We start from the raw sequence: 26,554 nt of genomic DNA on the forward strand, positions 1-26,554 counted from the left end.
GCCCCTCCCCCTCGCGTTTTGCGCACTTGTCGCGCCCCGCGGGCCCCGAATCCCGCGCTTTCCGCACTTGTCGCGTGGGTCACCAGCCCGTGACGAACATGTACCAGTCGCCGCGCAGGTGGGAGAACCTCGGACCTTCGCCTACCGCGTCGGGTTCGGCCGGGACACCGTCCGGCAGATAGGCCAGACCCGCGTCGAGGAAGAAGGAGCCGTTGCGGTCGAAGAAGTACACGTTGTTTCCGGCGCGGCGGATCCGGTCGATGTCGAACCCCGCAGGCGCGTCCCAGTCCCGCCCGTCGACAGTGCTGTGGCCGATCGTCGTCGCCACGTTCTCGAACTCGGACTGCGCGAACAGCCACCGAACGTGCAACGGCGCGCTCACCGTCATCAGCGCCACCGACGCCAGCACCACCATCGGCGCCCACGCGATCCGCCAGGATCCGCGCCGGGTGAGCCAGACGAACGCGATGACTCGTACGAGCCAGCAGACGCCCAACACCACCAGGGCGAATCTACTGAGCAGCCACGGTCCGAGCATGACCCCGGCCACACTCGTCGACCACAACCACACCAGGCACGCCGCTGCGACGGCCGCCGTCAGGATCCACCCCGGCGGGCGAACGAACAACGCCCGCACCCGGCCTCGCATCCCGGGGCGCCCAGCATCCTCACCGTGCGTGGCCATCCGCGTCTCCCCTCCTCGCGATTCGCGCACTTATCGCTGCCCCACCTCGATTTGGTACACGACAAGTGCGCAAAACGCGGGAGAGGAAGGAGGGCGTCGGCTACCCGAGCACGTCCACCCGAGCACGCCGACCCGAGCGCCTACCCGACGGTGTCGGGCAGCGGGATCTCCTCCTCGAGCACGTGCTCGGCGAGGAACGACTCGACAACCTGGTACCAGACCTTGGCGTGCTGGGGACTGAGCACCCAGTGGTTCTCGTCCGGGAAGTAGAGGAACCGGTGATCGGTCTTCCCCTCGGCGTCGGCCGGCAGCCCCGACTCCGACAGCAACTCGTACCACAGCCGCAGGCCCTCGCCGATCGGCACGCGGTAGTCCTTGTCGCCGTGGATGACCAGCATGGGGGTGACGATGTCGGCGACATACAGGTGCGGGGAATTCTCGAACGCCATCTCCGGCGTCATCTCGCGCTGCCAGTACCAGGCGGCGTCGGTGGTGGGACCGAACTGGTCGAGCGCCCACAGGCTCGCGTGCGTGACGATCGCCTTGAAGCGGTCGGTGTGACCGGCGATCCAGTTCGCCATGTAGCCGCCGAACGAGCCGCCCATCGCGGCCGTCCGCTTCGCGTCGATCTCGGGCAGCGCCTCCGCCGCATCGGTGATCGCCATCAGATCGGTGTACGGCGCTTTGCCCCACTGCCCCCAGCCACGCTGGACGAAGTCCTGTCCGTAGCCGGTCGACAGCGCCGGATCCGGCAGCAGCACCGCGTACCCCTTGGCGACCAGCAGCCACGGGTTCCAGCGCCACGACCAGGTGTTCCACGAGTTCAGCGGCCCACCGTGCACCCACAGGAGCAGCGGTGCCGGGGTCTCCGCCGACGCCGACTCGGGCAGTGCCAGCCACGAGCGCAGCGGCGTGCCGTCGGCCGCCTGCCCGACGACCTCGGTGAGCCGGCCGGGCAGTCGCGGCGTCGTGGACGGGGCCCGCAGTTCGGTGACAGCCCCGACGTCGCCGGCCAGTGAGATCCGCACCGGGTGCGGCGGCTGGGCGTACGAGGCACGCATCGCATACACCGCGGAACCGTCCGGGGCCGGACGCAGATCGGTGTAGGCGGCGTCGTCGGCCGTCAGCGCCGCCGGTGCTCCGTTGCGCACCAGGAAGATCGGGCCGCGGCCGTGCTCGTCGACGGTGACGAGCAGGCCGTCCCCGCCGGGCAGCCAGACGACGGACGTCGGCCACCGGTCCCAGCCCGGTGCGAGGTCCTCGACGGCGCCGTCGGCGACAGTGATGCACTGCAGCGTGATTCGTGGTGCCTGCTCCGGATCTCCGTGCGATTCGCGCAGATACGCCACCCGCGTGCCGTCGGGTGAGATCGCCGGATGCGACAGGTCCGCCGCGTCGTCGTCGACGAGGGTGACCCGCTCCCCCGTCGCCACGTCGATCCGGACCAGGATCGTGCGCATCGTGCCGAGCACACCCGGGACGGACCAGGTGCTGACGACGAACGAACCGTCGTCGGCGAGCGCGTACTGGGCGTCACGCAGAGCGATCCCCGGCGCCGGGGTCAGGTCGTCGAGCACGAACTCGTCGTCGGTGACCGCCGACAGCAGGTGCGGGACGTCGGGGCCCAGGTCGTGGTCCCAGTGCCGCACCGGGTAGCCGGTGTGCAGGACCGCCGAGATCTTCTTGTCCTTGCGCTCGGCGCGGATCCGCTCGTCGTCCTCCGCGGACCCGGATGCCCCGAGGACGCCGGTGCTCACCACGACACGCGCCGCGGACCGGGCGGCACGCACCCCCGCGATCCCGCCACCGCGTCCGGCCACCCGGTACGCCTCACCGCCGACGGCGGGCAACCGCCACAGTGACACCGCCGAGCTGTCGGAGTCGGACTCGTCGGGCGAGGGCCGGGTCGACGTGAACAGCAGGTCGCCGTCGTGGGTGAACGCGGCGCCGGCTTCGCCCTTCGATCCCCACGTGAGTCGCCGGGCGGGACCGGCACCCGCCGGGTCGATCTCCCACAGCGCGGACACGTACTTGGTGGCCGTCTCGTCGAGAACCGCCTGCGCGACGACCAGTCGGGTGCCGTCCGGGGACAGGTCGAGGCCCGACATGCGGGGCAGTGCCAGGTAGTCGTCGAGGTCCTGGAAGGGGGTGCCGAGAGGGTGCTGCGAGGTCGAGGTCACCCCTGATTGGTACCACGCCGGGACCGCCGGTGACGGCCGTCACGCTGCACGTTCAGGATCCGATCACCTCGGGTTGCGCCACATCTTCCACAGGGTCGGACCGCCGTTCGGGATCACGATCTCGCCGGTGACCTCGAATCCGAACCGTTCGTAGTACGGAATGTTCCCGTGCTTGCTGGATTCGAGGTACGCCGGCGCCGCCTCGGCGTCGCAGCGGGACAGGCGCGAGTTCAACAGGGCCTTCCCGTAGCCGCCACCGCGGCCCGCCGCCGAGGTGCCGATGGTCGCCAGATACCAGTGCGGTTCGGTGGGATGCGCGGCCTCGAGGACGTGCGAAACCTCGGCACCGACACGCATGTACCGCCCCAGCGCCAGCGCGACGGTCGGCAGGCTGAGAAGGGAATCGAACGCCGACTGCTTCCAGCGGCCCGGCGGATCCCACAGAGCACCGCCGACGATGGCGCCGTCGGCCGAAGTCGCGAGTTCCGCACCCCCACCGGCGAGATGGTGGTAGCGGATCTCGGCCGCGAACAGTCGCGCCAGGCCCGCCGGCCGCTTGGATGCGTCGGGCAGCATCCAACTCATCACCGGATCGTCGTCGAACGCCTCGGCCAGCGCGCGCGACAACGCGGGAATGTCCGGTCGGGTCACGGGTCGTACGACGACAGCCATGACCACGAGGGTACCGGCCAGGTCAGCCCAGTAGTGGTGCGATTCGGGGCGGAATCTGTTGCAGCGCGTACGGCAACGACAGCACCGTGCTCCAGGTCATGGCCTCCGCCGCTTCGTCGTCGAGGATAATCGTGCGCCCGTTCCGGACGACGTCGAGTGTCTGGTAAATCGCCGTCTTGCCGAGCTCGGCGCGGAGATCGTCGCCGAACCCGCCGCCCGCGTACCAGACGAGAAGGTCGACGTCCGCGAGCGAGAGCTGCTCGGTGCTGATCTCGGCAAAGTTCGTCCTGCGGACCTGCTCGGCCACAGGCGGATTCACGAACCCGAGTTCGGTGAAGAAGCGAACCTTGGGGTCCTCTGGCCCGTACACCCCGAACTGGCCTGGCCCCTTCAACGCCCCAACGAGCACCGTCTTGCCGGCGAACACCGGGTTCGCGGCCGCAACGTCGGTGAACTGCTGCTGCACACCCGACACCAGTTCGGCGGCGCGGTCCTGCCGCCCCAGCGACTCCCCGACGATCGTGATCTGATCCTGCCAGCGCACACCGTAATCCGCGACCCCGGCCGGTTGCGCCACCGTCGGGGCGATCGCGGAGAGCTTGTCGTACTGGCCCTGGGTGAGACCCGAATACGTACCCACGATGAGATCCGGTGCGACACCGGCGACCTTCTCGATGTCGATGCCGCTGCTCGCGCTGCCGATGATCGGCAGTTCCGCGTCACCCAGGGCGTCCTGCGCCCACGGCCACACGGCGCTCGGGTGGTCGCCGTACCAGTCGAACACCCCGACCGGCACCGCTCCCAGAGCCAGCAGCGCGTCCTGATCGTTGTAGCCGACACTCACCACCCGCTTGGGCTCGGCGGGCGCCGTACTCTGCCCGTACTTGTGGGCCATGGTCGCACCGGGAGCGTCGTCGGAGCCGCCACCGGCGGATTCTGCACTGCTGCACGCCGCCGCGAATGCCAGGAGGGCGCCCGTGCCGCCGATCAGGAAACACCTCCGTGAGAGAGCGCTCGCGTCCCGGCGCTCGATCACCTCGAAACCGCGCCCCGGTCGGCAATCCCCCATCGTCAGACCCTCCGTTCGCAACACGAGCACAGAAGTAGGTAAGGCTCACCGACCTTACCCTGCGGTTCGGTGCGTCGGACCGTGCATCGCACGATCTCTCGGGCCAGTATGGGAGGCATGACGCGCAAGGGTCCCCGGGAAGACATCGACGAAAGCGATCTCGTCGTCGGCCGCGCCAAGGACTACGCGGCCGGCGTGCCTGCCGTGCTCGTGTCGCTGGAGCGCGCGGTCGAGCAGATGGGCGTCGCCCGCACCGCGCGCACCCTCACCCGACTCAACCAGCGGCACGGCTTCGACTGCCCCGGCTGTGCCTGGCCGGAGACACCCGGCCACCGCAAGCCGGCCGAGTTCTGCGAGAACGGCGCCAAGGCGGTCGCCGAGGAGGCGACGCTCCGGACGGTCACGCCCGCGTTCTTCGCCGCTCACTCGATCTCGGACCTGGCCGACCGCACCGACTACTGGCTCGGGCAGCAGGGCCGGCTCACGCACCCGATGGTGCTGCGCCCCGGCAGCAACCACTACGAACCGGTCGACTGGGCCGAGGCGTACCGGCTGATCGCCGACCAGCTCCGCTCGCTCGCAACGCCCGACGAAGCCGTATTCTACACGTCGGGCCGCACCAGCAACGAGGCGGCGTTCCTGTACCAGTTGATGATTCGCAGCTTCGGCACCAACAACATGCCGGACTGCTCCAACATGTGCCACGAGTCGTCGGGCAGTGCACTCACCGAGGCCATCGGCATCGGCAAGGGCTCGGTCTCGGTTCCGGACATCGAGCAGGCCGACCTGATCCTCATCGCCGGCCAGAATCCGGGCACCAACCACCCCCGCATGCTGTCGACGCTCGAGAAGGCGAAGGCCAACGGCGCCAGGATCATTGCGATCAACCCGTTGCCGGAGGCCGGCCTGCGCCGGTTCAAGGACCCGCAGAAGATCAACGGGGTCGTCGGTGACGGCGTCCAGATCGCCGACGAGTTCCTGCAGATCCGACTCGGCGGCGACATGGCACTCTTCCAGGGCCTGGGCCGGCTCCTGCTCGAGGCCGAGGACCGCGCACCCGGCACCGTCGTCGACCGGGCGTTCGTCGACGCGCACTGCGCGGGGTTCGACGAGTACGCCGCGCACGTGCGTGCCGTCGACCTCGACACCGTCGTCGAAGCCACCGGGCTCACGATGCGACAACTCGAGGACACCGCCAGCGCGCTGGCCGCCTCCAACCGCACCGTCACCTGCTGGGCGATGGGCCTGACGCAGCAGGCCCACGCGGTCGCCACCATCCAGGAGGCCGTGAACCTGCTGCTCATGCGCGGCATGATCGGCAAGCCGGGCGCGGGCGTGTGCCCCGTCCGCGGCCACTCCAACGTGCAAGGCGACCGCACCATGGGCATCTGGGAGAAGATGCCCGAGGAGTTCCTCACCGCCCTCGACGCCGAGTTCTCGATCGAGAGCCCCCGCCGGCACGGCTGGGACACCGTCGAGGCGATCCGGGCGATGCGCGACGGCCGCGCGCGAGTGTTCGTGGCGATGGGCGGCAACTTCGTGTCGGCCACCCCGGACACCGCCGCCACCGAGCAGGCGCTGCGGAACTGCGAACTGACCGTGCAGATCTCGACCAAGCTCAACCGCAGCCACGTCGTGCACGGGCGCACAGCGCTGATCCTGCCGACCCTCGGCCGCACCGACCTCGACGTCCAGGCGGCCGGCAAACAGTTGGTGTCGGTGGAGGATTCGATGTCGATGGTGCACCTGTCCCGCGGGCGGCTGAAGCCGGTGAGCGAACACCTGCGCAGCGAGGTCGCGATCGTCTGCCAGCTCGCGCGGGAACTGCTCGGCTCCGACCATCCGGTGCCGTGGACCGCGTTCGAAGGCGACTACGACCTGATCCGGGACTCCATCTCCCGCGTCGTGCCGGGCTGCGTGGACTACAACACCCGGGTGCGCCGCCCCGACGGCTTCCAGTTGCCGCACCCCCCGCGCGATGCCCGGGAGTTCCGGACCCACACCGGCCGCGCCAATTTCGCGGTCAACCCGCTCGAGTGGGTGCCGACCCCACCCGGACGGCTGATCCTCCAGACGATGCGCAGCCACGACCAGTACAACACCACGATCTACGGCCTCGACGACCGTTACCGCGGCGTCAAGGGCGGACGGAAGGTGGTCTTCGTCAGCGCCGCCGACATCGCCGAGATGGGACTGTCCGACGGCCGGATGGTGGACATCGTCTCCGAGTGGACCACGCCCGACGGCACGGTCGAGGAACGTCGGGTCCACGACTTCCGGATCGTCGAGTACAGCACCCCGCGCGGCAACGCGGCCGCCTACTACCCCGAGACGAACCCACTGGTCCCCCTGGATCACGTTGCCGCCAAGTCGAACACGCCCGTGTCGAAGGCGATCGTCGTGCGACTCGAACCTGCCCGGACCGGCTGATGGGACGCGTCACCGCGCGGCGGCCGGTCCTGCACATCACCCCGGACGGCATCCGACGCCGCCCGGACGCCCTCGCCGTCGAGGAACCCCTCGAGATCCGTCTCGGCGGGCGGTCCCTCACCGTCACGATGCGCACCCCCGGCAACGACATCGACCTGGTCCACGGCTTCCTGCTGGCCGAGGGCATCATCGGCGGCGCCGAGGACATCTCGGTGATCCGGTACTGCGACGGCGTCGACGATGCCGGCGCCAACACCTACAACGTCCTCGACGTCGAACTGGCGGCGGGCGTGCCGGATCCGGGCGACCGGGGGCGACGCGCGTTCCTCACCACCTCGGCATGCGGGGTGTGCGGAAAGGCGTCGCTCGACGAGGTCGCCACCCGCAGCCGCTTCCCGCTGTCGACCGCCGCCGTCGACGTCACGGCCGCCGCGCTGTTCTCGATGCCGCCCACCCTGCGTCGCGGCCAGCGGGTGTTCGAGGCCACCGGCGGGTTGCACGCGGCCGGGCTGTTCACCCCCGACGGCGCCCTCCTCGCGCTCCGCGAGGACGTCGGTCGGCACAACGCGGTCGACAAGGCCGTCGGCTGGGCGCTCACCGAGCGGCGGATCCCCCTGTCCGGTGTCGTCCTGATCGTCAGTGGCCGGGCCTCGTTCGAACTCGTGCAGAAGGCCGCGATGGCCGGGATCCCGATGCTCGGTGCCGTGTCGGCGCCGTCGTCGCTGGCCGTCGACCTGGCCCGCGACCAGGGGATGACGCTCGTCGGCTTCCTCCGCGGCGAGAGCATGAACGTCTACACCGGCGAGCACCGCATCAAGCAGTGACCCGGGGCCGCACCCGAAAATCGGGTGATCCCGGGTGGCCCGGCGCCTCACGTGCGAGAGTGGATGGCGCTCGAGCGGGGACGGACGAGAGGGCGTCACACATGGGTGCTGCGAGGTCGTCACTGCGCATCGGCGCGCTGTCCGCCGCACTCGCCGGCATGTCCTTCACGGCCGTCCTGTGCGCGTCACCCGCATCGGCGGCCGTCACGGCGCAGGCCGAGGCCCGCACGTTCGGCAACTCGATCCTGGTGACGCTGCTGGACGTGCAGTCCACCACCGATGCTCCCGCCCGGTGCGCCATCCTCGTCCGCGACGCGGACGATCAGCCCGTCATGGGCCAACTGATGGAGATCCTCGACGGTGGCGTGGGCGTCTACTGGGCGACCACACCCCACGAGACGCTGCACCTGGCCGGCCAGTACACCGACAGCGCCGACTACACCGTCACCGCGCAGTGCGCCGACGACGACGGTGCCGTCGGACTCGTCGACACCGTCGTCACGCTCCCCACCGGGGAACTGGTGGGGAATCCCCCGCGATACTCGGAGCTGTTCGGGCCTTTCTAGCAGGCGCCCGCGGGCGTCTCACCGTTCTGCAACTGCCGGAAGAACTGCTCGGCGTCGCCGAACGAGTCCGCGACCGCGGCGCGGTGGTCGGCACCTTCGTACGTCTTGTATCCGACCGAGGATCCGTTGTCGCACAGAGCCTTCGCCAGCGCCCGCGATCCCGGCTCGGCGACCAGCGTGTCTGCGGTTCCCTGCAGGATCAGCGTCGGGACCGACAGCGTCAACTGCGACGGCTCCTGCTTCTTCAGGTACCCGATCAGCGCGTCCATGTCCGCGCCGGGCGCGAAGGCCTGGTCGACGGGCACCGACGGGATCACGTCGCGGATCTGCGCGACGCAGCCATTGCGGGCGGCGGTCAGCAGAGCCTTCGAGGCGGGCGTGACGTACGCATCCGCGTCGATCGACGGGTCCGCGGCCTCGGCGCCGAGCAGGATCAGCGGCAGGAACGCGAGCGCCGGGGCCACCGCAGGATCTCCGGAGGCCAAGTACTCGGGCGTCCGGCTGGTGCCGTTGCCCGGCGCGATCGCGACCGCGCCCCGCAGATCCAGTTCCGGCGCACGTTCCTCGGCCTGCGCGGCGGTGAACAGCGCGGCGTGCCCGCCCTGACTGTGCCCCATCGCGTACCACTGACCGCTGATCGAATCGTCGAGGTCGCGGCTCGCCCGCACGATGTCGACGACGGCGTTGGCCTCCGTCCCACCGTCCATGTACGGGTGGCCGCCCGGAGTGCCCATGCCGACATAGTCGGTCTGCACGACGACGTAGCCGTCGGCGACATAGCGGTCGAGCGTGACGTCGACCGCAGCGAGGTAGTCGTGGGCGAGGCCGTCGTCCGAATCTGCGGACGGCGCGCAGAGGTCGGAGACACCCGTGGTGCCGTGCGCCCAGCTGAGAACCGGCCACCCGCCGTCCGGCGCCGACGTCTTCGGGAGCGATACCGTGCCGGACACGACCACCGGATCACCCTGCGCATTCTGCGACACGTAGGTGATCAGTTCGCTGCGGGCAGCGCTGGGCAGCACGGGGGCGCCCGTGAGCGGCTGACTCGACAGCAACCGGCCGGGCTCGAGCACCACAGGCGCGTCACCGCCCGCGTCGCTGCTACAGCCGGCCGCAACGAGCGCGACGGACGTTGCCGCGACGACGGCGAGAACGCCTCCACGTCGACCATCGCGGGTCTTCGTCACCGAGAACACAGAGAACCTCCGGGTTAAGAAATATGCCTTAGGCGGATGAAGATAACCCATTCAGTACGCTGACCGCTATGACAACCCCGAATGGCCGCGACACGATCCTCCAGGTTGCCGAGCGCCTCATCGCCGAACGCGGCATGCACGGGGTCTCCGCTCGGGAGATCGTGAGAACCGCCGGCCAGCGGAACAACTCGGCGATCACCTACCATTTCGGCAGCTGGGACGGCCTGCTCGAATCGGTGTGGCTGCAGCATCTCGGCACCATCAACGAGCTGCGCCGCGAGATTCTCCACAGCATCGACAGCGACGACCCCGACCGACTGGAAGGACTCGTCGCCGCCTACGTGCATCCCCTCGTCGCGGAGGTCGGCGCGTACTCGCCGTCGTACTGGGCGCGCTTCAACGAACAGTGGCTGACCGGGGTCCACATGGACTTCGTCACCCGCCCGACCTCGCTCGTGCCGGACGATCCCCGATACCCCCGCATCGGCCACACCGCGCTGCTGCAGGACGTCTTCGCCGGCATCCGCGCCGAACTCACCCACCTCGACACCGAACGCAGCGCCCGGCGCGTCGCGATGACGGTGCGATTCGTGGTGTCGGGTCTGGCGACGTGGGAGCGCGAACACGAGGCCGGTTGGGCGCCCGATCTCGCCGACTACGAGAAGGAACTGAACTCCCTCGCGCTCGCCCTGCTACGCGCGCCCTGAAACGAGGGAAGCCCGGGCGCACTGTCGGCACCCGGGCTTCCCTCGTTTCGTTCGGAGCGGAACTACGCGCTCTTGTCGCGGCGCTCGTTGCGGTCCGGCTTACGCGGCACGATCGTCGGCAGGACATTGTCGTTGACGGTCTCCGCAGAGACGACGACCTTCGCGACATCGTCACGGCTGGGGATGTCGTACATCACCGGCAGCAGGACTTCCTCCATGATCGCGCGCAGGCCACGGGCGCCCGTGCCGCGGTGGATCGCCTGGTCGGCGATCGCCTCCAGCGCGTCCACCGTGAACTCGAGTTCGACGCCGTCCATGTCGAACAGGCGGGTGTACTGCTTGACGAGCGCGTTCTTCGGTTCGGAGAGGATCTTGACGAGAGAATCCTTGTCGAGATTCGTCACCGACGCCACGACCGGAAGCCGGCCGATGAACTCGGGAATCAGACCGAACTTGATCAGGTCCTCGGGCATGACCTCCGAGAAATGGTCCTGCGTGTCGATCTCGGCCTTCGAACGCACCTCCGCGCCGAAGCCGATGCCGCGCTTACCGACTCGATCGGAGACGATCCGCTCGAGCCCGGCGAACGCACCCGCCACGATGAACAGCACATTCGTGGTGTCGATCTGGATGAATTCCTGATGCGGGTGCTTGCGCCCACCCTGCGGCGGCACACTCGCCTGCGTGCCCTCGAGGATCTTCAGCAGCGCCTGCTGCACACCCTCGCCCGACACGTCCCGCGTGATCGACGGGTTCTCGCTCTTCCGGGCGATCTTGTCGACCTCGTCGATGTAGATGATGCCGGTCTCGGCGCGCTTGACGTCGTAGTCGGCGGCCTGGATCAGCTTCAGCAGGATGTTCTCGACATCCTCGCCGACGTATCCAGCCTCCGTCAGCGCCGTCGCGTCCGCGATCGCGAACGGCACGTTGAGCATCTTCGCCAACGTCTGCGCCAGGTAGGTCTTGCCACAGCCGGTGGGCCCGAGCATGAGAATGTTCGACTTCGCCAACTCGACGGTCTCACCGCGCGCGTCCCGACTACGGTCGCCCGCCTGGATGCGCTTGTAGTGGTTGTAGACCGCCACCGCCAGCGTCCGCTTCGCCGCGTCCTGGCCGATCACGTAGTTCTCGAGGAAGTCGCGGATCTCCGCGGGCTTGGGCAGCTCGTCGAGCTTGACCTCACTGGACTCCGCCAGCTCTTCCTCGATGATCTCGTTACACAGATCGATGCATTCGTCGCAGATGTAGACCCCCGGTCCCGCAATGAGCTTCTTGACCTGCTTCTGGCTCTTACCGCAGAAAGAGCACTTGAGCAGATCGCCGCCGTCACCGATGCGTGCCATCTCGTAAGGTCCCTACTTCCTTGTCTACGTGCGAGCACCCTCACCCGAATCCCCGCGGGCCGCTGTGCCCGCTCTGCCGCGATCTCGGATCAGGATCGAAGGCCCATGGTGTGACCGTACCCGCAGATCGGGAAAGAGGTCGACCAAAAGCCGGTGATTCCCGCACGGTGAACACGATCCCGACACATGAATCACATCCGCGTGCAGCACGCGGAATGCCCCAGCTTGACCGGTGCGCACCCCGGTCCGCCGCAATCCGATCCCTCGGCGTGTCGGCGAACCGGGATGCCCCACATCACTTCTGCGCGGACAGCTTCCGGTACTGGAGCACGTCGTCGATGATGCCGTACTCCTTCGCCTCCTCCGCCGTCAGAATCTTGTCGCGATCGGTGTCCTTGCGGATGACGTCGGGATCCTTGCCGGTGTGCTTGCCGAGCGTGGTCTCCATGAGACGGCGCATACGCTCGATCTCCGCGGCCTGGATCTCGAGATCCGACACCTGGCCCTGGATGCCACCGGTGGAGGGCTGATGGATCAGCACACGCGCGTTCGGCAGTGCCAGGCGCTTGCCGGGCGTGCCGGCCGCCAGCAGGACCGCGGCAGCCGACGCCGCCTGGCCGAGGCAGACCGTCGTGATGTCGGCCCGCACGTACTGCATCGTGTCGTAGATCGCCATCAGCGACGTGAACGAGCCGCCCGGCGAGTTGATGTACATGGTGATGTCGCGATCCGGGTCGAGCGACTCGAGCACCAGCAACTGCGCCATCACGTCGTTCGCCGACGCGTCATCCACCTGCACGCCGAGGAAGATGATGCGCTCCTCGAACAGCTTGTTGTACGGGTTGGACTCCTTGACGCCGTAGCTGGAGTGCTCGATGAACGAGGGCAGGATGTAGCGCGACTGGGCGCCGGCCGGAGCCTGACCGCCGAGTGCGTGGGCGGCACGGGGATCGAAGAGGTTGGTCATCAGTTCTCCAAGAAGGTGTGGGCGGAAGGTCGGATGGGTCGCGGGCTAGTTGCCTGCGCCGCCGGCCTGCCGCGCGCGGGTGATGACGTGGTCGACGAAGCCGTACTCGAGCGCTTCCTTCGCGGTGAACCAACGGTCACGGTCCGAGTCCGCGGTGATCTGCTCGACGGTCTGACCGGTGTGCTCCGCGATGAGCTCGGCCATCTCACGCTTGGTGTGCGCAAACTGCTCCGCCATGATCGCGATGTCGGACGCGGTGCCACCGATGCCGGCGGACGGCTGATGCATCATGATCCGCGCGTGCGGCAGGGCGTACCGCTTGCCCTTCGTGCCCGCCGACAGGAGGAACTGTCCCATCGAGGCCGCCAGGCCCATGCCGAAGGTCGCAACATCGCACTCGGCGAACTGCATCGTGTCGAAGATCGCCATGCCGGCCGTGACCGAACCGCCGGGCGAGTTGATGTACAGGGAGATGTCCCGGGTGGGGTCCTCTGCCGACAGCAGCAGGATCTGGGCGCACAGCTTGTTCGCGATGTCGTCGTCCACCTGCGTGCCGAGGAAGATGATGCGCTCGCGAAGCAGGCGTTCGTACACCGAGTCGCTGAGATTCAGACCGGAGGTGGCTGAAGTCATGGCGGGATTCTGGTAAGTCACGGTACCTGCCTTCTCGATAAGTCGTTGGTTCCTGACACTGACACTAACCAAGTAGGGCGGCACCGGAGTCCCGGTGCCGCCCTACTTCGCTTTAAGCGGAAATACTCGCGCCCACCGGAGGTGGCACACGTCGTTCCGCAGGGGTGTTACTTGTCGTCGCCCTCGGCCTCGGCCTCGTCGGCGTCCGCCTCGGCGGATCCGAACATCTCGGCGGTGTCGATCGCGGCACCGGTGGTGTCGGTGACGGTCGCAGCTTCGACGACACCGGCAAGGGCCTTGCCGCGACGGACGTCCGCGAAGACGGCGCCGAGCTGGTTCGCCTGCTGGATCTGCTGGATGAACTGCTCCGGAGCCATGCCGTAGCGCTGCGCCTGGAACAGGATGCGCTCGGTGAGCTCGTCCTGGCCGACGGTGGTGCCCGCGGCATCGGCGATGGCGTCGAGCAGCAGCTGGGTCTTCACCGAGCGCTCCGCAGCCTCCTTGGCGTCCGCGTCGAACTGCTCACGCGTGGTGCCCTGCGACTCGAGGAGCTCGTTCAGCTTCTCCTCGTTGTGGTCGAGGCCGTGGATCGCATCGTGCAGCGCGGCGTCGACCTCGGCCTTGACGACGGCCTCGGGCAGCGGAACCTCGACGGTCTCCAGCAGCGTCTCGAGAACCTTGTCGCGGATCTGGCCCGCCTGCTCGACCTTGCGGACGCGTGCGACGCGCTCACGCAGGTCGGCCTCGAGCTCTTCGAGGGTGTCGAACTCGCTTGCCATCTGGGCGAACTCGTCGTCGGCCTCGGGCAGCTCGCGCTCCTTGACGGACGCGACGGTGACGGTGATGACCGACTCCTGGCCCGCGAACTCACCGGCGACCAGCTTGGAGGTGAAGTCCTTCGACTCGCCGGCCTTGACGCCGACGATGGCCTCGTCGAGGCCCTCGATCAGCTGACCCGAACCGACCTCGTGGGACAGGCCCGATGCGGTGGCCTCCGGGACGGCCTGGCCGTCGACCGTGGCGGACAGGTCGATCGACACGAAGTCGCCGTCCTGGACCTCACGATCGACACCCTTGAGGGTGCCGAAGCGCTGACGCAGCGACAGCAGCTGCTCGGCGACCGCTTCGTCGGTGACCTCGATCGGGTCGACCGTGACGGCGACGGTGGAGAAGTCGGGGAGGGTGATCTCGGGGCGGACGTCGACCTCAGCGGTGAACGTGAGCTCCTGGCCGTCCTCGAGCTTGGTGATCTCGATCTCCGGCTGGCCGATGACCTTCACCTCGGTGGCGTTGACGGCCTCGGAGTAGCGAGCCGGAAGGGCGTCGTTGACGACCTGCTCGAGCACTGCGCCGCGGCCGACACGAGCCTCGAGCAGCTTGGCCGGAGCCTTGCCCGGACGGAAGCCGGGGAGACGGATCTGCTGCGCGAGCGCCTTGTAGGCCTTGTCGAAATCAGGCTTGAGCTCCTCGAAGGGCACCTCAACGTTGATACGGACTCGCGTCGGGCTGAGCTGCTCGACGGTGCTCTTCACGGATCTGGCTCCTTCGTAGTGGTGGTGCTCTTCGTTGCTCTATGTCGTGCGTCGGTGCCGCAATCGCGACACCGACGCATACGTGGTCGGGATGACAGGATTTGAACCTGCGACCCTCCGCTCCCAAAGCGGATGCGCTACCAAGCTGCGCCACATCCCGTCAGAAACAGGCCATCGCCAACCTCGCGAGGACCCGAGACAGAATCCTACGGCCCCCCGATTATGAAATCCAAAGCGAGGTTGGGTACAGTCTCATCTCGCAGACGGCATCGCTGGCGATCCCACTAATGTCGTATGCACGGGGATGTAGCTCAATGGTAGAGCCTCAGTCTTCCAAACTGATTACGCGGGTTCGATTCCCGTCATCCCCTCCACACGGAGGAAGCCCCCACCACTCGGATACCCGTCCGAACAGTGGGGGTTTTCTGGTTTCTGCATCCATTCGGGCCCTCCGCATCTCGGACCCGCTCGACGAACCGGACACCCGTCGCCGGCGCGCACCGATCCCCGCATAGTGACTCTTGTCACATTACGACGAGCTGCCGGCACTCCGCGATTCCCACCGCAGCGAAGGCATCCCGGCCTAGGTTGGAACCTGTTACAGAATCTCCGCCTGAATCAGGCAGACCACTGAAGGAGTGCCGGATGCACACCCCACTCTGCGACGATCTCGGTATCGAGTTCCCGATCTTCGCATTCACCCATTGCCGCGATGTCGTGGTCGCCGTCAGCAAGGCCGGCGGATTCGGCGTTCTCGGCGCCGTGGGGTTCACACCCGAGGAACTCGAGATCGAGCTCAAGTGGATCGACGAGCACATCGGCGATCGTCCGTACGGCGTCGACATCGTCATCCCCAACAAGTACGAGGGCATGGACTCGAACCTGTCGGCCGACGAGCTGACCAAGATGCTCCAGTCGATGGTGCCGCAGTCCACTCTCGATTTCGGACGCAAGATTCTCACCGACCACGGCGTGCCCCTGCCCGACGACGGCAGCGACAACGCATTGCAACTGCTCGGCTGGACCGAGGCCACCGCCACCCCGCAGGTCGAGGTCGCGCTGCAGCACCCGAAGGTCACGCTGATCGCCAATGCTCTCGGCACCCCGCCGGCGGACATGATCAAGCACATCCACGACGCCGGACGTAAGGTCGCCGCCCTGTGCGGCTCGCCGTACCAGGCCCGCAAGCACGCCGACGCCGGCGTCGACATCATCATCGCGCAGGGCGGCGAGGGTGGCGGGCACTGCGGCGAGGTCGGCTCGATCGTGCTGTGGCCGCAGGTCGTCAAGGAGGTCGCTCCGGTCCCCGTGCTCGCGGCGGGCGGCATCGGCAGCGGCCAGCAGATCGCCGCCGCACTCGCACTCGGCGCCCAGGGCGCGTGGTCCGGCTCGCAGTGGCTCATGGTCGAAGAGGCCGAGAACACGCCCGTCCAGCAGGCCGCGTACGTGAATGCGACCAGCCGCGACACCGTCCGGAGCCGCTCGTTCACCGGCAAGCCGTGCCGCATGCTGCGCAACGACTGGACCGAGGCCTGGGAGCAGGAGGGCAACCCGGAGCCGCTGGGCATGCCGCTGCAGTACATGGTGTCCGGCATGGCAGTGGCCGCCACCCACAAGTACCCGGACGAGACCGTCGACGTCGCGTTCAACCCGGTGGGTCAGGTCGTCGGCCAGTTCACCAAGGTGGAGAAGACCTCCGCGGTCATCGAACGCTGGGTGCAGGAGTATCTGGAGGCCACCGGCACCCTCGAGCAGCTGAACGAGGCCGCGAACGCCTGATCGTCCTCGAAAGACCACAGCGCTCGCACTAGTCGGGCAGGATCGGAACGCTCTCGCCGCCGTCGCGGCCGAGCAGCGCGGCGCGGGTGACCGCGACCGACCCGAATTTCGCCCGGACCGCATCGAGCGCACCGTCGAGCCGGACACCGCCGGACTCTCGCAACGAGTTCCCGGTGTCCGGCTCGAACGGCAGGGCGAGTTGTTCGGCACCTTCGCTGTCCAGGTTCGTCAGCGCAACGCCGATCAGGGTCAGCCCCCGCTCGGCGATCAGCGGTCGCGCCTGCTCCAGCAACTCCCGTACCGCGGCGAGGACGGTCTCCGTGCGAGCCGACGCCTCACCGAGAGTGACCGACCGGGTGGCACGTCCGAAGTCCGCGAACCTCATCCGGATCACCACGGTCCGGCACACCCGCCCGGCGGCGCGCAGCCGCCGCGTCACCCGGTCCACCAGCGCAGCAGCGATCGTCTCGATCTCCGCGAAAGTCCGCGTCCGGCGCCCGAGAGCACTCTGCGCCCCGATCGACCGCCGCCGCCGGCCCGTCTCGACCCGTCGCGGATCGCGCGCCCACGCCAGCGCATGCAGATGCCGGGCGGACCCCGGCCCGACCACCGTGGCCAGTTCACGTTCCGACAGCGCCGCCAGTTCCGCGACGGTCCGGACGCCGTACGCATGCAGTTTCCCCGAGGTCACGGCCCCGACACCCCACAGGCGTTCGATCGGCAGCGGATGCAGGAACTCGAGCTCGCGGTCCGGCGGAACCAACAGCAGCCCGTCCGGCTTCCCCACTGCGCTCGCGACCTTGGCGAGGAACTTCGTCCGCGCGATGCCGACGGTGATCGGCAGCCCCACCTGATCCCGCACCTGCCGCCGTAGCCGTTCCGCGATGTGCCGGGGGCTGCCGTCGATCCGCCTCAGCCCGCCCACGTCGAGGAAGGCCTCGTCGATCGAGATCCCCTCGACCAGCGGAGTCGTGTCCCGGAAGACGTCGAACACCTCGCGGCTGGCCCGCGCATACGCGGACATCCGCGGGGGAACGACGATCGCGTGCGGGCAGCGCCGCCGCGCCTCCGCTCCGCTGCTCGCGGTGCGCACCCCGTAGGCCTTCGCTTCATAGCTGGCCGCGAGGACCACTCCCCCGCCGACGATGACCGGCCGACCACGCAGCCCCGGATCGTCCCGCTGTTCCACCGAGGCATAGAACGCGTCCAGATCTGCATGCAGAATCGACGCCTCGGCACGCTGCGGCGGTGGCGGCAGTTGCGACGAACGAGCGGCGAAATCGGACACGAACATATGTTCGCATCGCCCACCGACAGGTTCCGAGACACGATCACGCCACGCCGGACCCCGGTACTCTTGACATTGTCCGATTTGACACCTCCGGAAGGTCCCCCCGTGGAACTCCTCCTCATCATCGCCGTCATCGGCGCCGTCGTCTTTCTGGTGATGAAGAGCCAGAACAAGAGCAAGGGCCACTCGGCGAACCAACTCGACGACGCCAAGGCGGACGCCCGCCAGGCGATCGAACGCCTGGGTGGTCAGGTCTACAACCTCGCCGGCAACGACGATGCCTCGAAGCAGGCCCTCGCCGACGCCTCCGAGCGGTACACCGCCGCCGGGTCCCAGATCGAACAGGCCACGACACCCGTGCAGGCACGTCTGGCGAAGCAGACCGCCCTCGAGGGCCTCTATTACATCCGTGCCGCGCGCACCGCGATGGGCATGGATCCCGGTCCCGAGATCCCGAGCATCGACGGCCAGAAGGCGGCCGGTTCGGTCACCGAGAACCGCGATATCGAGTTCGAGGGCCGGCAGGTCTCGGCATCGCCGAATCCGTCGGCGCGCACACCCAACTACTACCCCGGCGGCCGCGTCGCGGGACGTCCGGTCCCGGCCGGCTGGTACTCCGAGCCGTGGTGGAAGCCCGCGCTCGTCGCAGGCGCGTGGGGCGTCGGCTCGATGTTCCTGTTCTCGGCGATGTTCTCGGGCATGGCCGGAGTTCCGTACGACGCCCAGGCTTTCGAGAGCGGTACCGGTGACGGCTCCGATGCGGGCGGGGATGCCGGAGCCGACGGTGGTGACAGTGGGGACGGCGGCGACGGTGGCGACTTCGGGGGCGGCGACACCGACTACGGCGCCATGGGCGACGGTGGCGGCGACTTCGGCGGAGATTTCGGTGGCGGCGACTTCGGGGGCTTCGACTTCTAGTCGACCTGACAGCCGGGGCACCAGAACAGGTTGCGCCCCTTCATGACAGCGTGAGCGATCGGCGTGCCGCAGATGCGGCACGCCGATCCTGCTCTGCGGTAGGTGTAGGTGCGCGGCCGGTCCTTCGCGTAGGCCGGGTCGCCGTGGTCGTCCTCGGGACGCACGACGTGCATCTTGCCGCGCCGCACGCCGACGTTCATCAGGTCGACGAGGTCGGCCCACATCGCGTCGAACTCGGTGCGGCCCATGCGCTTGCCGGGACGTTCGGGATGGACGTTGTGCCGGAACAGGATCTCGGCGCGGTAGACGTTGCCGACGCCGGCCAGTACGGCCTGGTCCATGAGCAGCGCACCGATCGGCGTCTGCGACTTCGAGATCCGGGCCCAGGCCCGGTCGGGATCGGCGTCACTGCGGAGTGGGTCGGGGCCGAGCCGGGCTTCGATGGCCGCGACCTGCGGCGGATGCAGCACCTCGCACGCTGTGGGTCCGCGCAGGTCGGTCCCGTGGTCGGCGCCGATCATGCGCATTCGGACCTGTCCGACGGGGGCGTCGAGCGGCACGGCGGACTCGGTGAACTTGCCGTACAGGCCCAGGTGGACGTGCACCGCGAGACCGTTCTCGTAGTGGTGCCACAGGTGTTTGCCCCACGCGTCGGAACGCACGAGGACGCGGCCGTCGATCAGGGCCGCGTCCTCGGCGAATCTGCCCTGTGGGCTCGACACCGCCACCGCGGATCCCGCGAAACGCCGCTGATGCAGGCGCGCGAGACGGTGCAGGGTGTGGCCCTCGGGCAAGGTGACTACCTAGTTTTCGTCAGGCTTCGGGGGCCGCGGGCACGGCCGGCGCGACGCCCGTCTTCTCGTACTCGGCGAGGATGTCGATGCGGCGCTGGTGACGCTCCTCGTCGGACCACTCGGTGGCGAGGAAGGCGTCGACGATCGCGAGGGTCTCCTCGAGCGAGTGCATGCGGCCGCCGATACCGATGAGCTGCGCGTTGTTGTGCTGGCGGGCCAACTGCGCGGTCTCGACGCTCCACGCGAGGGCGCAGCGCGCGCCGGGGACCTTGTTCGCGGCGATCTGCTCGCCGTTGCCGCTGCCACCGAGGACCAGGCCGAGGCTGCCCGGATCGGCGACGACGCGGCGGGCCGCCTCGATGCAGAACGCCGGGTAGTCGTCGACGGCGTCGTAGACGTGTGCACCGCAGTCGATGGCCTCGTGGCCGTTCGCGGTGAGGTGTTCGATGATCTGGTTCTTGCGTTCGAAGCCGGCGTGGTCGGCACCCAGGTATACGCGCATGACGTCAATTCTGACAGGTCACGTCGTCGCGGCGCCCCTCGGGGACGCCGCGACGACGTCACGCTCGGACCGTCGACGTCAGTCGAACTGGGGATCCTCGTTGCGGCTGCGCTTGAGTTCGAAGAAGTGCGGGTAGGACGCGAGGGCGACGGTGCCGTCCCAGACCTTGCCGGCGTCCTCGCCCCGCGGGATGCGCGAGAGCACCGGGCCGAAGAAGGCGGTGCCGTTGACGTGAATGGTGGGGGTGCCGACGTCGTCGCCGACCTTGTCCATGCCGGCGTGGTGGCTGCGGCGCAGTTCGACGTCGAACTCGTCGGCGTCCGCGGCCGCTGCCAGTTCGGCGGGCAGGCCCAGTTCGGCGAGAGCCTCGGCGACGACGTTCGTCAGGTCCTGGTTGCCGCCGTTGTGGATCCGCGTTCCCATCGCGGTGTAGAGCGGCAGGAGGATCTCGTCACCCCGCTGCTGGGCAGCGGCGATGAGGACCCGCACCGGGCCCCACGCCCTGCTCATCTTCTCGCGGTACTCCTCGGGCAGCTCCCTGCCTTCGTTGAGCACGGCCAGGCTCATGACGTGGAAGTTGGCCTCGATGTCGCGCACCTTCGTGACCTCGAGGATCCACCGCGAGGTGATCCAGCACCAGGGGCACAGGGGGTCGAACCAGAAGTCGACGGTGTCCTTCTCGCCGGGCTTGCCGGGGTTTGTCTGTGCTTCCGCGCTCACGCGTGTCTCCCTCGTCCTGCGGTGTGACAGATCCGCGTCACACCTCTCGACTGATAGACAACCATGCACGTTCGGAAAGCCTTCCCGCACGCCCCGAAGCAACGTTACTGTCGATGGAGGACAGCCGGTAACCACCCTGGAACGGAGCCTGCCGTGACGTCCCACGAGTCATCGAATCGCACGTTCGTCATCGTCGGCGGCGGCCTGGCCGGCGCCAAGGTCGCGGAATCGTTGCGAGCCAGAGATTTCGACGGATCCATCGTCCTCCTCGGCCAGGAGGATCACCTCCCCTACGAGCGGCCACCCCTCTCGAAGGAACACCTCGCCGGCAAGAAGGATCTGCCTGATTTCACAGTGCTGCACGGTGACTGGTACCGAGACCACCGCGTCGATCTGCGTCTGGGGACCACCGTCACGGCCCTCGATCGCGACCGCCGGTGCGTGGTCCTGCCGGACGGGTCGACGCTCGGCTACGACCGTCTCGCGCTCGCGACCGGATCCCGATCCCGTCGCCCACCGATTCCGGGCGCGGACGCGACGGGGGTGCACTACCTGCGCACCGTCGACGAATCCGACGCGCTGATCGAGGCGCTCTCCCCGGATGCCCGGTTGGTGATCGTCGGCGCGGGTTGGATCGGACTCGAGGTCGCGGCGGGCGCGCGCGGACGCGATGTCGCGGTCACCGTCGTGGAGTCGGCCGAGTTGCCACTGCTCGCGGCGTTGGGCCGGGAGATGGGTGCGGTGTTCGCCGATCTGCACCGCGAACACGGCGTCGATCTCCGCTTCGGGGCCAAGGTCGAGGAGATCACCGTCACCGACGGACGCGCCGACGGCGTCCGGCTCGGCGACGGGACGGTGCTGCCCGCCGACGCGGTGCTGGTCGCGGTGGGCGCGCAGCCCAACATCGAGATCGCCGAGGCCGCGGGGCTTTCCGTGGACGGCGGCGTCCTCGTCGACGGCACGCTGACGACCAGCGATCCGCACATCGTCGCGGTCGGTGACATCGCGGCGCAGCAGCACCCGCTGCTGGCGGCCCGGGTCCGCGTCGAGCACTGGGCCAACGCGCTGAACCAGCCGGCGGTCGCGGCCGCGACCATGCTCGGCCATCCGGTCGAGTACACCAACCTGCCGTACTTCTTCACCGACCAGTACGACCTGGGCATGGAGTACGTGGGCTGGGCACCGGAGTACGCGACGGTCGTCACCCGCGGCGACGTCGGGGGCCGAGAGTTCCTGGCGTTCTGGCTCGACGAGGACAACCGCGTCATGGCCGGTATGAACGTCAACATCTGGGACGTCACCGACGACATCAAGGCGCTCGTCGCGTTCTCCGGTCCGGTCGACCCCGAACGCCTCGCCGACCCCACCGTTCCGCTGCCCACCCTCCTCCCCTGACCCCGCGTTTTGCGCACTTGTCGCGCCTCGGACCTCGGAACGGCCGCGATAAGTGCGCAAATCGCGGGAGGACGGGGACGCGTGATGGGATAGCAGTGAGTCGATTGTCCATCCGTGATGAGGAGATCTTTGTGGCCCCACCGAATCTGACCCGCGAACAGGCCGCCGAACGCGCGGCACTGTTGACCGTCGACAACTATCGCATCGAACTGGATCTCACCGACGGGGCCGGCCGGCCGGGCGAGAGCACCTTCCGGTCCCGCACCACCGTCACCTTCTCGGCGACGGCGGGTGCGTCGACGTTCATCGACATCATCGCCGCCAGAGTGCATTCCGCGGTGCTCAACGGCACCCCGGTCGACGTGTCGTCGTACGACGAGTCGACGGGCATCACGCTCGACGGCCTGGCCGAGTCCAACGAACTGGTCGTCGAGGCCGACTGCATGTTCACGAATACCGGCGAGGGACTGCACCGGTTCGTCGACCCCACCGACGACGCGGTGTACCTGTACTCGCAGTTCGAGACCGCTGATGCCAAGCGGATGTTCGCGTGCTTCGACCAGCCGGACCTCAAGGCCACGTTCGACATCGCTGTCACCGCCGCCGACGACTGGAAGGTGATCTCCAACGCCGAGACCGTCCAGACGCTGGTCGCGACGCCGGGCCGGCATGTCTTCCGGACGACGCCGCGGATGAGCACGTACCTGGTGGCGCTCATCGCCGGACCGTACGCGCAGTGGACCGACTTCTACACCGACGAGCACGGCACCATCCCGCTCGGCATCTACTGCCGCTCCTCGCTCGCCGAACACATGGACGCCGAACGCCTGTTCACCGAGACCAAGCAGGGCTTCGGCTTCTACCACCGCAACTTCGGGATCCCCTACGCGTTCGGCAAGTACGACCAGCTGTTCGTGCCGGAGTTCAACGCGGGCGCGATGGAGAACGCGGGCGCGGTGACCTTCCTCGAGGACTACGTGTTCCGGTCCAAGGTGACCCGCTACTCGTACGAGCGGCGCGCCGAGACCGTGCTGCACGAGATGGCGCACATGTGGTTCGGTGACCTCGTCACGATGCGCTGGTGGGACGACCTGTGGCTCAACGAGTCGTTCGCGACGTTCGCGTCGGTGCTGTGCCAGACCGAGGCCACCGAGTACACCAACGCCTGGACCACGTTCGCGAACGTGGAGAAGTCCTGGGCGTACCGGCAGGACCAGTTGCCGTCGACGCACCCCATCGCCGCGGACATCCCGGATCTGGCGGCCGTCGAGGTGAACTTCGACGGCATCACGTACGCCAAGGGCGCGAGCGTGCTCAAGCAGCTCGTCGCGTATGTGGGCCAGGAGCCGTTCATGGCCGGCCTGCGTGACTACTTCGCCGAGCACGCGTTCGGCAACGCGACGTTCGACGACCTGCTGCGGGCGCTGGAGAAGGCGTCCGGCCGCGACCTGTCGAGCTGGGGCGCGCAGTGGCTCAAGACGACCGGGCTGAACATCCTGCGCCCGGACTTCCAGATCGAGCCCGACGGCACCTTCCGCAACTTCGCGGTGCTGCAGGACGGCGCCGCGCCGGGCGCCGGCGAGACCCGCGTGCACCGCCTCGCGGTCGGCATCTACGACGACGACCCGGCGAGCGGCAAGCTGGTCCGCACGCACCGCGTCGAACTCGACGTCGAGGGCGCGAGCACCGACGTGCCCGAGCTGGTCGGGGTGCCGCGCGGCAAGCTGATCCTGGTCAACGACGACGATCTGACGTACTGCTCGGTGCGCCTGGACCGGGATTCGCTCGACACCCTGATCGGCCGGATCGGTGACATCGCCGAGCCGCTCCCCCGCACCCTCGCGTGGTCGGCGGCGTGGGAGATGACCCGGCAGGCGGAGATGCGTGCGCGCGACTTCGTCGGCCTGGTGCAGCGCGGTATCGGCGCCGAGACGGAGGTCGGTGTGGTGCAGCGGCTGCTGATGCAGGCGCACACCGCGCTCGCGGCGTACGCGGAGCCCGGCTGGTCCGGCGCGTTCGGGTGGCCGGCGTTCACCGATCGGCTGCTCGAGCTGGCTCGCGAGGCCGAGCCCGGCTCGGACCACCAACTGGCGTTCGTCAACGCGCTCACCGGGTCGCAACTGTCGGCGTGGCACTCCGAGGTGCTGCAGGAACTGCTCGACGCCGACCCTGCAACGCTGGGTCTGACCGGGCTGGTCGTGGACACCGACCTGCGCTGGCGGCTGGTGCACGCCCTGGCCGCGGCCGGTCAGGTCGACGCGGACGGCATCGAGACACCGTTCATCGACGCCGAGGCGCAGCGGGATCCGACTGCGGCGGGGGCACGGCACGCTGCGGCCGCCGCGGCGGCGCGCCCGCAGGCCGCGGTGAAGGAGCGGGCGTGGACGACCGTCGTCGACGACGACACCGTCCCGAACATCACGGCCCGCGCGATCATCGGCGGCTTCGCCGGTCCGGGCCAGGACGCCCTGCTCGAGCCGTATGTCGCACGGTATTTCGCGGAGATCCCCGAGGTGTGGGAGCGTCGCTCGAGTGAGGTCGCGCAGACCGTCGTGGTTGGGCTGTACCCGTCGTGGTCGATCAGCGAGGAGTCGGTGGCCGCAGCCGACGCGTTCCTGTCCGGTGAGCATCCGCCCGCGCTGCGCCGGCTGGTGGTCGAGGGCCGCGCCGGCATCGTTCGCTCACTGAAGGCCCGCGCGTTCGACGCGACCTGACCTGCGCGTCCGGCCCCGGAAACGCCGGTGACCCGATGTCACAGCGGTTCAGTTCGACTGAACGCATGTGACATCGGGTCACCGGGGGTGAAGCGGAAAGTGCGGGACTACTTCGGGGCGATCGCGGCGCTCATGACGCGCAGCGCCGAGACGAGACCGTCGATGAGGTCACCCTCGCCGAAGGACCCGACGGCGGCGGTGACGCCGAGCTGCGTGACCCGATCCGTGACCCGGTTCGCGACGCCGCGGCCACCGCGGACCTCGATCACCCGCTGGTTCGGCGACACGGCGATCAGGATCGACCGGTCGGCCTCCGGGGTGTTCGGGAAGACCGCGTCCGCGCCGGCGGCCGGGTTCTCGCCCAGATCGCCGACGTAGATGTTGAAGCGCACCTTGGTCGACCGCGTCGCTTCCGTCAGGGCGACGTCGAGGCGCACCAACTGCTCGGTGGTGAACGGCAGCAGGTCGGCGAAGGGCTCGCCGATGCGGTGCACGCCGGAGATGCGGCCGCCGGAGGTCACGACGGTGCCCATCGGCAGATCCGCCGCTGCTACCGACGAGGACTGGAGAACGTCACCACTTGCCACTTGCCGAACCTCCGATCAGATCTGCACCGGCAGCGTGTCCGCTGTGGTGACCGTGCGTGGTCACCTCGTCGACAGCGCTCCACAGGACCGGCTGATGGGTCCAGCGCTGACCGAGTCGGTACTCGGTCGGAACGAATCCGGGCGACTTCTTGGTCATGTAGGACGGGACCGCGACAATCGCGATCACCAGTACGGGGATCCCTACGAATATCAGCACTGTCTCGAGAATGCTCACGACGCAAACCGTAGCCGAGTCCTGCCGAAATGGAAGTGTCGGGGCCGAATCAGGCCGCACCCTCGCCGAGATAGGGAAGCCAGGTGGGATGTACCTCGGTGGTGGTCGACAGCAACCGCCAGTGCGGCCCGGAGGGCGGCACGAGCGCCGTCCGGAGGGTCCACCCCAGCTCGGTGAGCAGTTTGTCCGCTTTTCGGTGGTTGCACGGCGCGCAGCACGCGACGCAGTTCTCCCACGAGTGCCCGCCGCCACGGCTGCGCGGTACGACGTGATCGATGGTCTCGGCCTTGTCCCCGCAGTACCCGCAGCGGAAGCGGTCACGGTGCATGAGCGCGGCGCGGGTCATCGGGACTCGGGTCCGGTACGGAACCCGGACATAGTTGCGGAGTCGGATGACGAACGGAACCTGGAGGGCACAGCCCTCGGAGTGGACCACGGGACCGAGCGGGTCCTCGTGAACCGGGTCGGCTTTGTCGCAGACCATGAGCACGACGGCGCGGCGCGCGGGCAGCGCGGTGAGAGGTTCGAACGTGGCGTTGAGGAGCAGCACCCGACGTTTGTTCCAGGAGGTCCGGGAAGTCCAGGAAGTCTCGGTGCCGAGACTCGGCAGACCGAGCCCGGACGATCCGGGCTCGGGGATGACATGCAGCGGAAAAGCCCCCAGCGTGCGGTCTCCCCGCACGTCAGTGGGCACGAGTTGTCGATGCGCTCGCGCGCTCTGTCGATGTGTCATGCGACCTCCGCGAAGACTGACCCCAGTTGACCACGGATGATCGGCGTCCGCACACCCATTTCCGGGAAAAAATCTGCGGCAC

At 68.4% G+C, this 26,554-nt stretch carries 24 protein-coding genes and 2 tRNA genes; 9 read left to right on the forward strand and 17 right to left on the reverse strand.

Annotation, left to right across the window (positions count from 1 at the left end):
* Positions 1–79: 79 nt before the first annotated feature.
* The 4 genes from IJ15_RS0101235 to IJ15_RS0101250 form a co-directional block, all read right to left on the reverse strand.
* Positions 80–685, reverse strand: a complete 606-nt coding sequence (locus tag IJ15_RS0101235) for a hypothetical protein (protein WP_156111982.1) — start codon at positions 683–685, stop codon at positions 80–82.
* 140 nt (positions 686–825) lie between these two features.
* Entirely contained in the window at positions 826–2,865 is a 2,040-nt protein-coding gene (locus IJ15_RS0101240) for a S9 family peptidase (protein WP_031936535.1), read from the reverse strand.
* Positions 2,866–2,928: 63 nt separating this feature from the next.
* Positions 2,929–3,537 (reverse strand): GNAT family N-acetyltransferase, encoded by a 609-nt coding sequence (locus IJ15_RS0101245; RefSeq protein ID WP_031936536.1) that lies wholly within the window; start codon positions 3,535–3,537, stop codon positions 2,929–2,931.
* A 22-nt stretch (positions 3,538–3,559) separates the two neighbouring features.
* The gene (locus tag IJ15_RS0101250; protein WP_051918437.1) at positions 3,560–4,606 is read right to left on the reverse strand and encodes an iron-siderophore ABC transporter substrate-binding protein; all 1,047 of its coding nucleotides are present in this window, start codon (positions 4,604–4,606) and stop codon (positions 3,560–3,562) included.
* 117 nt (positions 4,607–4,723) lie between these two features.
* Between IJ15_RS0101250 and IJ15_RS0101255 the strand changes: the two genes are divergently transcribed.
* The 3 genes from IJ15_RS0101255 to IJ15_RS0101265 all read left to right on the forward strand — a co-directional run bounded on the left by IJ15_RS0101255 (position 4,724) and on the right by IJ15_RS0101265 (position 8,426).
* Positions 4,724–7,036 (forward strand): FdhF/YdeP family oxidoreductase, encoded by a 2,313-nt coding sequence (locus IJ15_RS0101255; protein WP_081880519.1) that lies wholly within the window; start codon positions 4,724–4,726, stop codon positions 7,034–7,036.
* Positions 7,036–7,860 carry a formate dehydrogenase accessory sulfurtransferase FdhD gene (gene fdhD / locus IJ15_RS0101260; protein WP_031936539.1) on the forward strand — a complete coding sequence of 275 codons (825 nt, stop codon included), beginning with the start codon at positions 7,036–7,038 and terminating at the stop codon, positions 7,858–7,860. Before IJ15_RS0101255 ends, fdhD begins: the two co-directional genes overlap by 1 nt.
* A 101-nt stretch (positions 7,861–7,961) precedes the next feature.
* Positions 7,962–8,426, forward strand: a complete 465-nt coding sequence (locus IJ15_RS0101265; RefSeq protein ID WP_197059711.1) for a 3-oxoacyl-ACP synthase — start codon at positions 7,962–7,964, stop codon at positions 8,424–8,426.
* On the opposite strand, the gene IJ15_RS0101270 is transcribed toward IJ15_RS0101265, so the two are convergent.
* Entirely contained in the window at positions 8,423–9,613 is a 1,191-nt protein-coding gene (locus tag IJ15_RS0101270; protein WP_031936541.1) for an alpha/beta hydrolase family protein, read from the reverse strand. The genes IJ15_RS0101265 and IJ15_RS0101270 overlap by 4 nt on opposite strands.
* Positions 9,614–9,690: 77 nt before the next feature.
* Here IJ15_RS0101270 and IJ15_RS0101275 point away from each other — a divergent pair, with 77 nt between their 5' ends.
* On the forward strand, positions 9,691–10,329 hold the full coding sequence (locus IJ15_RS0101275; RefSeq protein ID WP_031936542.1) for a TetR/AcrR family transcriptional regulator: 639 nt from the start codon (positions 9,691–9,693) through the stop codon (positions 10,327–10,329).
* Positions 10,330–10,391: 62 nt separating this feature from the next.
* Here the strand turns inward: IJ15_RS0101275 and clpX are convergent, their stop codons facing one another.
* From clpX to IJ15_RS0101300, 5 genes are all read right to left on the reverse strand, one after another.
* Positions 10,392–11,672 (reverse strand): ATP-dependent Clp protease ATP-binding subunit ClpX, encoded by a 1,281-nt coding sequence (clpX, locus tag IJ15_RS0101280; RefSeq protein ID WP_031936543.1) that lies wholly within the window; start codon positions 11,670–11,672, stop codon positions 10,392–10,394.
* Positions 11,673–11,967: 295 nt separating this feature from the next.
* Positions 11,968–12,639 (reverse strand): ATP-dependent Clp protease proteolytic subunit, encoded by a 672-nt coding sequence (locus IJ15_RS0101285; protein ID WP_031936544.1) that lies wholly within the window; start codon positions 12,637–12,639, stop codon positions 11,968–11,970.
* A 45-nt stretch (positions 12,640–12,684) separates the two neighbouring features.
* The gene (locus tag IJ15_RS0101290) at positions 12,685–13,293 is read right to left on the reverse strand and encodes an ATP-dependent Clp protease proteolytic subunit (protein ID WP_407983947.1); all 609 of its coding nucleotides are present in this window, start codon (positions 13,291–13,293) and stop codon (positions 12,685–12,687) included.
* Between the two features lie 146 nt (positions 13,294–13,439).
* Entirely contained in the window at positions 13,440–14,804 is a 1,365-nt protein-coding gene (gene tig, locus IJ15_RS0101295; RefSeq protein ID WP_031936546.1) for a trigger factor, read from the reverse strand.
* A gap of 83 nt (positions 14,805–14,887) precedes the next feature.
* Positions 14,888–14,964, reverse strand: a tRNA-Pro gene (locus tag IJ15_RS0101300).
* 140 nt (positions 14,965–15,104) lie between these two features.
* Here IJ15_RS0101300 and IJ15_RS0101305 point away from each other — a divergent pair.
* Together IJ15_RS0101305 and IJ15_RS0101310 are read left to right on the forward strand one after the other, a co-directional pair.
* A tRNA-Gly gene (locus IJ15_RS0101305) sits at positions 15,105–15,178 on the forward strand.
* A gap of 271 nt (positions 15,179–15,449) precedes the next feature.
* Complete coding sequence (locus IJ15_RS0101310; protein WP_031936547.1) at positions 15,450–16,583, forward strand: nitronate monooxygenase; 1,134 nt, start codon at positions 15,450–15,452, stop codon at positions 16,581–16,583.
* A gap of 28 nt (positions 16,584–16,611) precedes the next feature.
* Here the strand turns inward: IJ15_RS0101310 and dinB are convergent, their stop codons facing one another.
* The gene (gene dinB, locus IJ15_RS0101315) at positions 16,612–17,877 is read right to left on the reverse strand and encodes a DNA polymerase IV (protein WP_031936548.1); all 1,266 of its coding nucleotides are present in this window, start codon (positions 17,875–17,877) and stop codon (positions 16,612–16,614) included.
* 102 nt (positions 17,878–17,979) lie between these two features.
* On the opposite strand from dinB, the gene IJ15_RS0101320 reads away from it, so the two are divergent.
* Positions 17,980–18,792, forward strand: coding sequence for a hypothetical protein (locus IJ15_RS0101320; RefSeq protein WP_031936549.1), 813 nt, complete (start codon positions 17,980–17,982; stop codon positions 18,790–18,792).
* On the opposite strand, the gene IJ15_RS0101325 is transcribed toward IJ15_RS0101320, so the two are convergent.
* The 3 genes from IJ15_RS0101325 to IJ15_RS0101335 form a co-directional block, all read right to left on the reverse strand.
* Entirely contained in the window at positions 18,789–19,586 is a 798-nt protein-coding gene (locus IJ15_RS0101325; protein ID WP_031936550.1) for an Fpg/Nei family DNA glycosylase, read from the reverse strand. The two genes, IJ15_RS0101320 and IJ15_RS0101325, sit on opposite strands and share 4 nt — an antisense overlap.
* A 19-nt stretch (positions 19,587–19,605) precedes the next feature.
* A complete protein-coding gene (locus IJ15_RS0101330) occupies positions 19,606–20,088 on the reverse strand; it encodes a ribose-5-phosphate isomerase (protein ID WP_031936551.1) in 483 nt (160 codons plus the stop codon).
* A gap of 78 nt (positions 20,089–20,166) precedes the next feature.
* Positions 20,167–20,808, reverse strand: a complete 642-nt coding sequence (locus IJ15_RS0101335; protein WP_031936552.1) for a mycothiol-dependent nitroreductase Rv2466c family protein — start codon at positions 20,806–20,808, stop codon at positions 20,167–20,169.
* Between the two features lie 153 nt (positions 20,809–20,961).
* On the opposite strand from IJ15_RS0101335, the gene IJ15_RS0101340 reads away from it, so the two are divergent.
* Positions 20,962–22,203, forward strand: a complete 1,242-nt coding sequence (locus IJ15_RS0101340; protein WP_031936553.1) for an NAD(P)/FAD-dependent oxidoreductase — start codon at positions 20,962–20,964, stop codon at positions 22,201–22,203.
* A gap of 131 nt (positions 22,204–22,334) precedes the next feature.
* The gene (gene pepN, locus IJ15_RS0101345) at positions 22,335–24,917 is read left to right on the forward strand and encodes an aminopeptidase N (RefSeq protein ID WP_031936554.1); all 2,583 of its coding nucleotides are present in this window, start codon (positions 22,335–22,337) and stop codon (positions 24,915–24,917) included.
* Positions 24,918–25,024: 107 nt separating this feature from the next.
* On the opposite strand, the gene IJ15_RS0101350 is transcribed toward pepN, so the two are convergent.
* Genes IJ15_RS0101350 through IJ15_RS0101360 form a run of 3 tightly spaced genes read right to left on the reverse strand, consistent with a single transcriptional unit; the run spans position 25,025 to position 26,472 of the window.
* Positions 25,025–25,504, reverse strand: a complete 480-nt coding sequence (locus tag IJ15_RS0101350) for a DUF5130 domain-containing protein (protein WP_031936555.1) — start codon at positions 25,502–25,504, stop codon at positions 25,025–25,027.
* Positions 25,491–25,739, reverse strand: a complete 249-nt coding sequence (gene ctaJ, locus IJ15_RS0101355) for an aa3-type cytochrome oxidase subunit CtaJ (protein WP_031936556.1) — start codon at positions 25,737–25,739, stop codon at positions 25,491–25,493. The genes IJ15_RS0101350 and ctaJ overlap by 14 nt, the downstream gene beginning before the upstream one ends.
* Before the next feature lie 49 nt (positions 25,740–25,788).
* Positions 25,789–26,472 carry an HNH endonuclease gene (locus IJ15_RS0101360; RefSeq protein ID WP_081880522.1) on the reverse strand — a complete coding sequence of 228 codons (684 nt, stop codon included), beginning with the start codon at positions 26,470–26,472 and terminating at the stop codon, positions 25,789–25,791.
* Positions 26,473–26,554: the final 82 nt, after the last annotated feature.

The organism is Prescottella defluvii (assembly GCF_000738775.1).
In the GTDB taxonomy this organism is placed as follows: Bacteria; Actinomycetota; Actinomycetes; order Mycobacteriales; family Mycobacteriaceae; genus Prescottella; species Prescottella defluvii.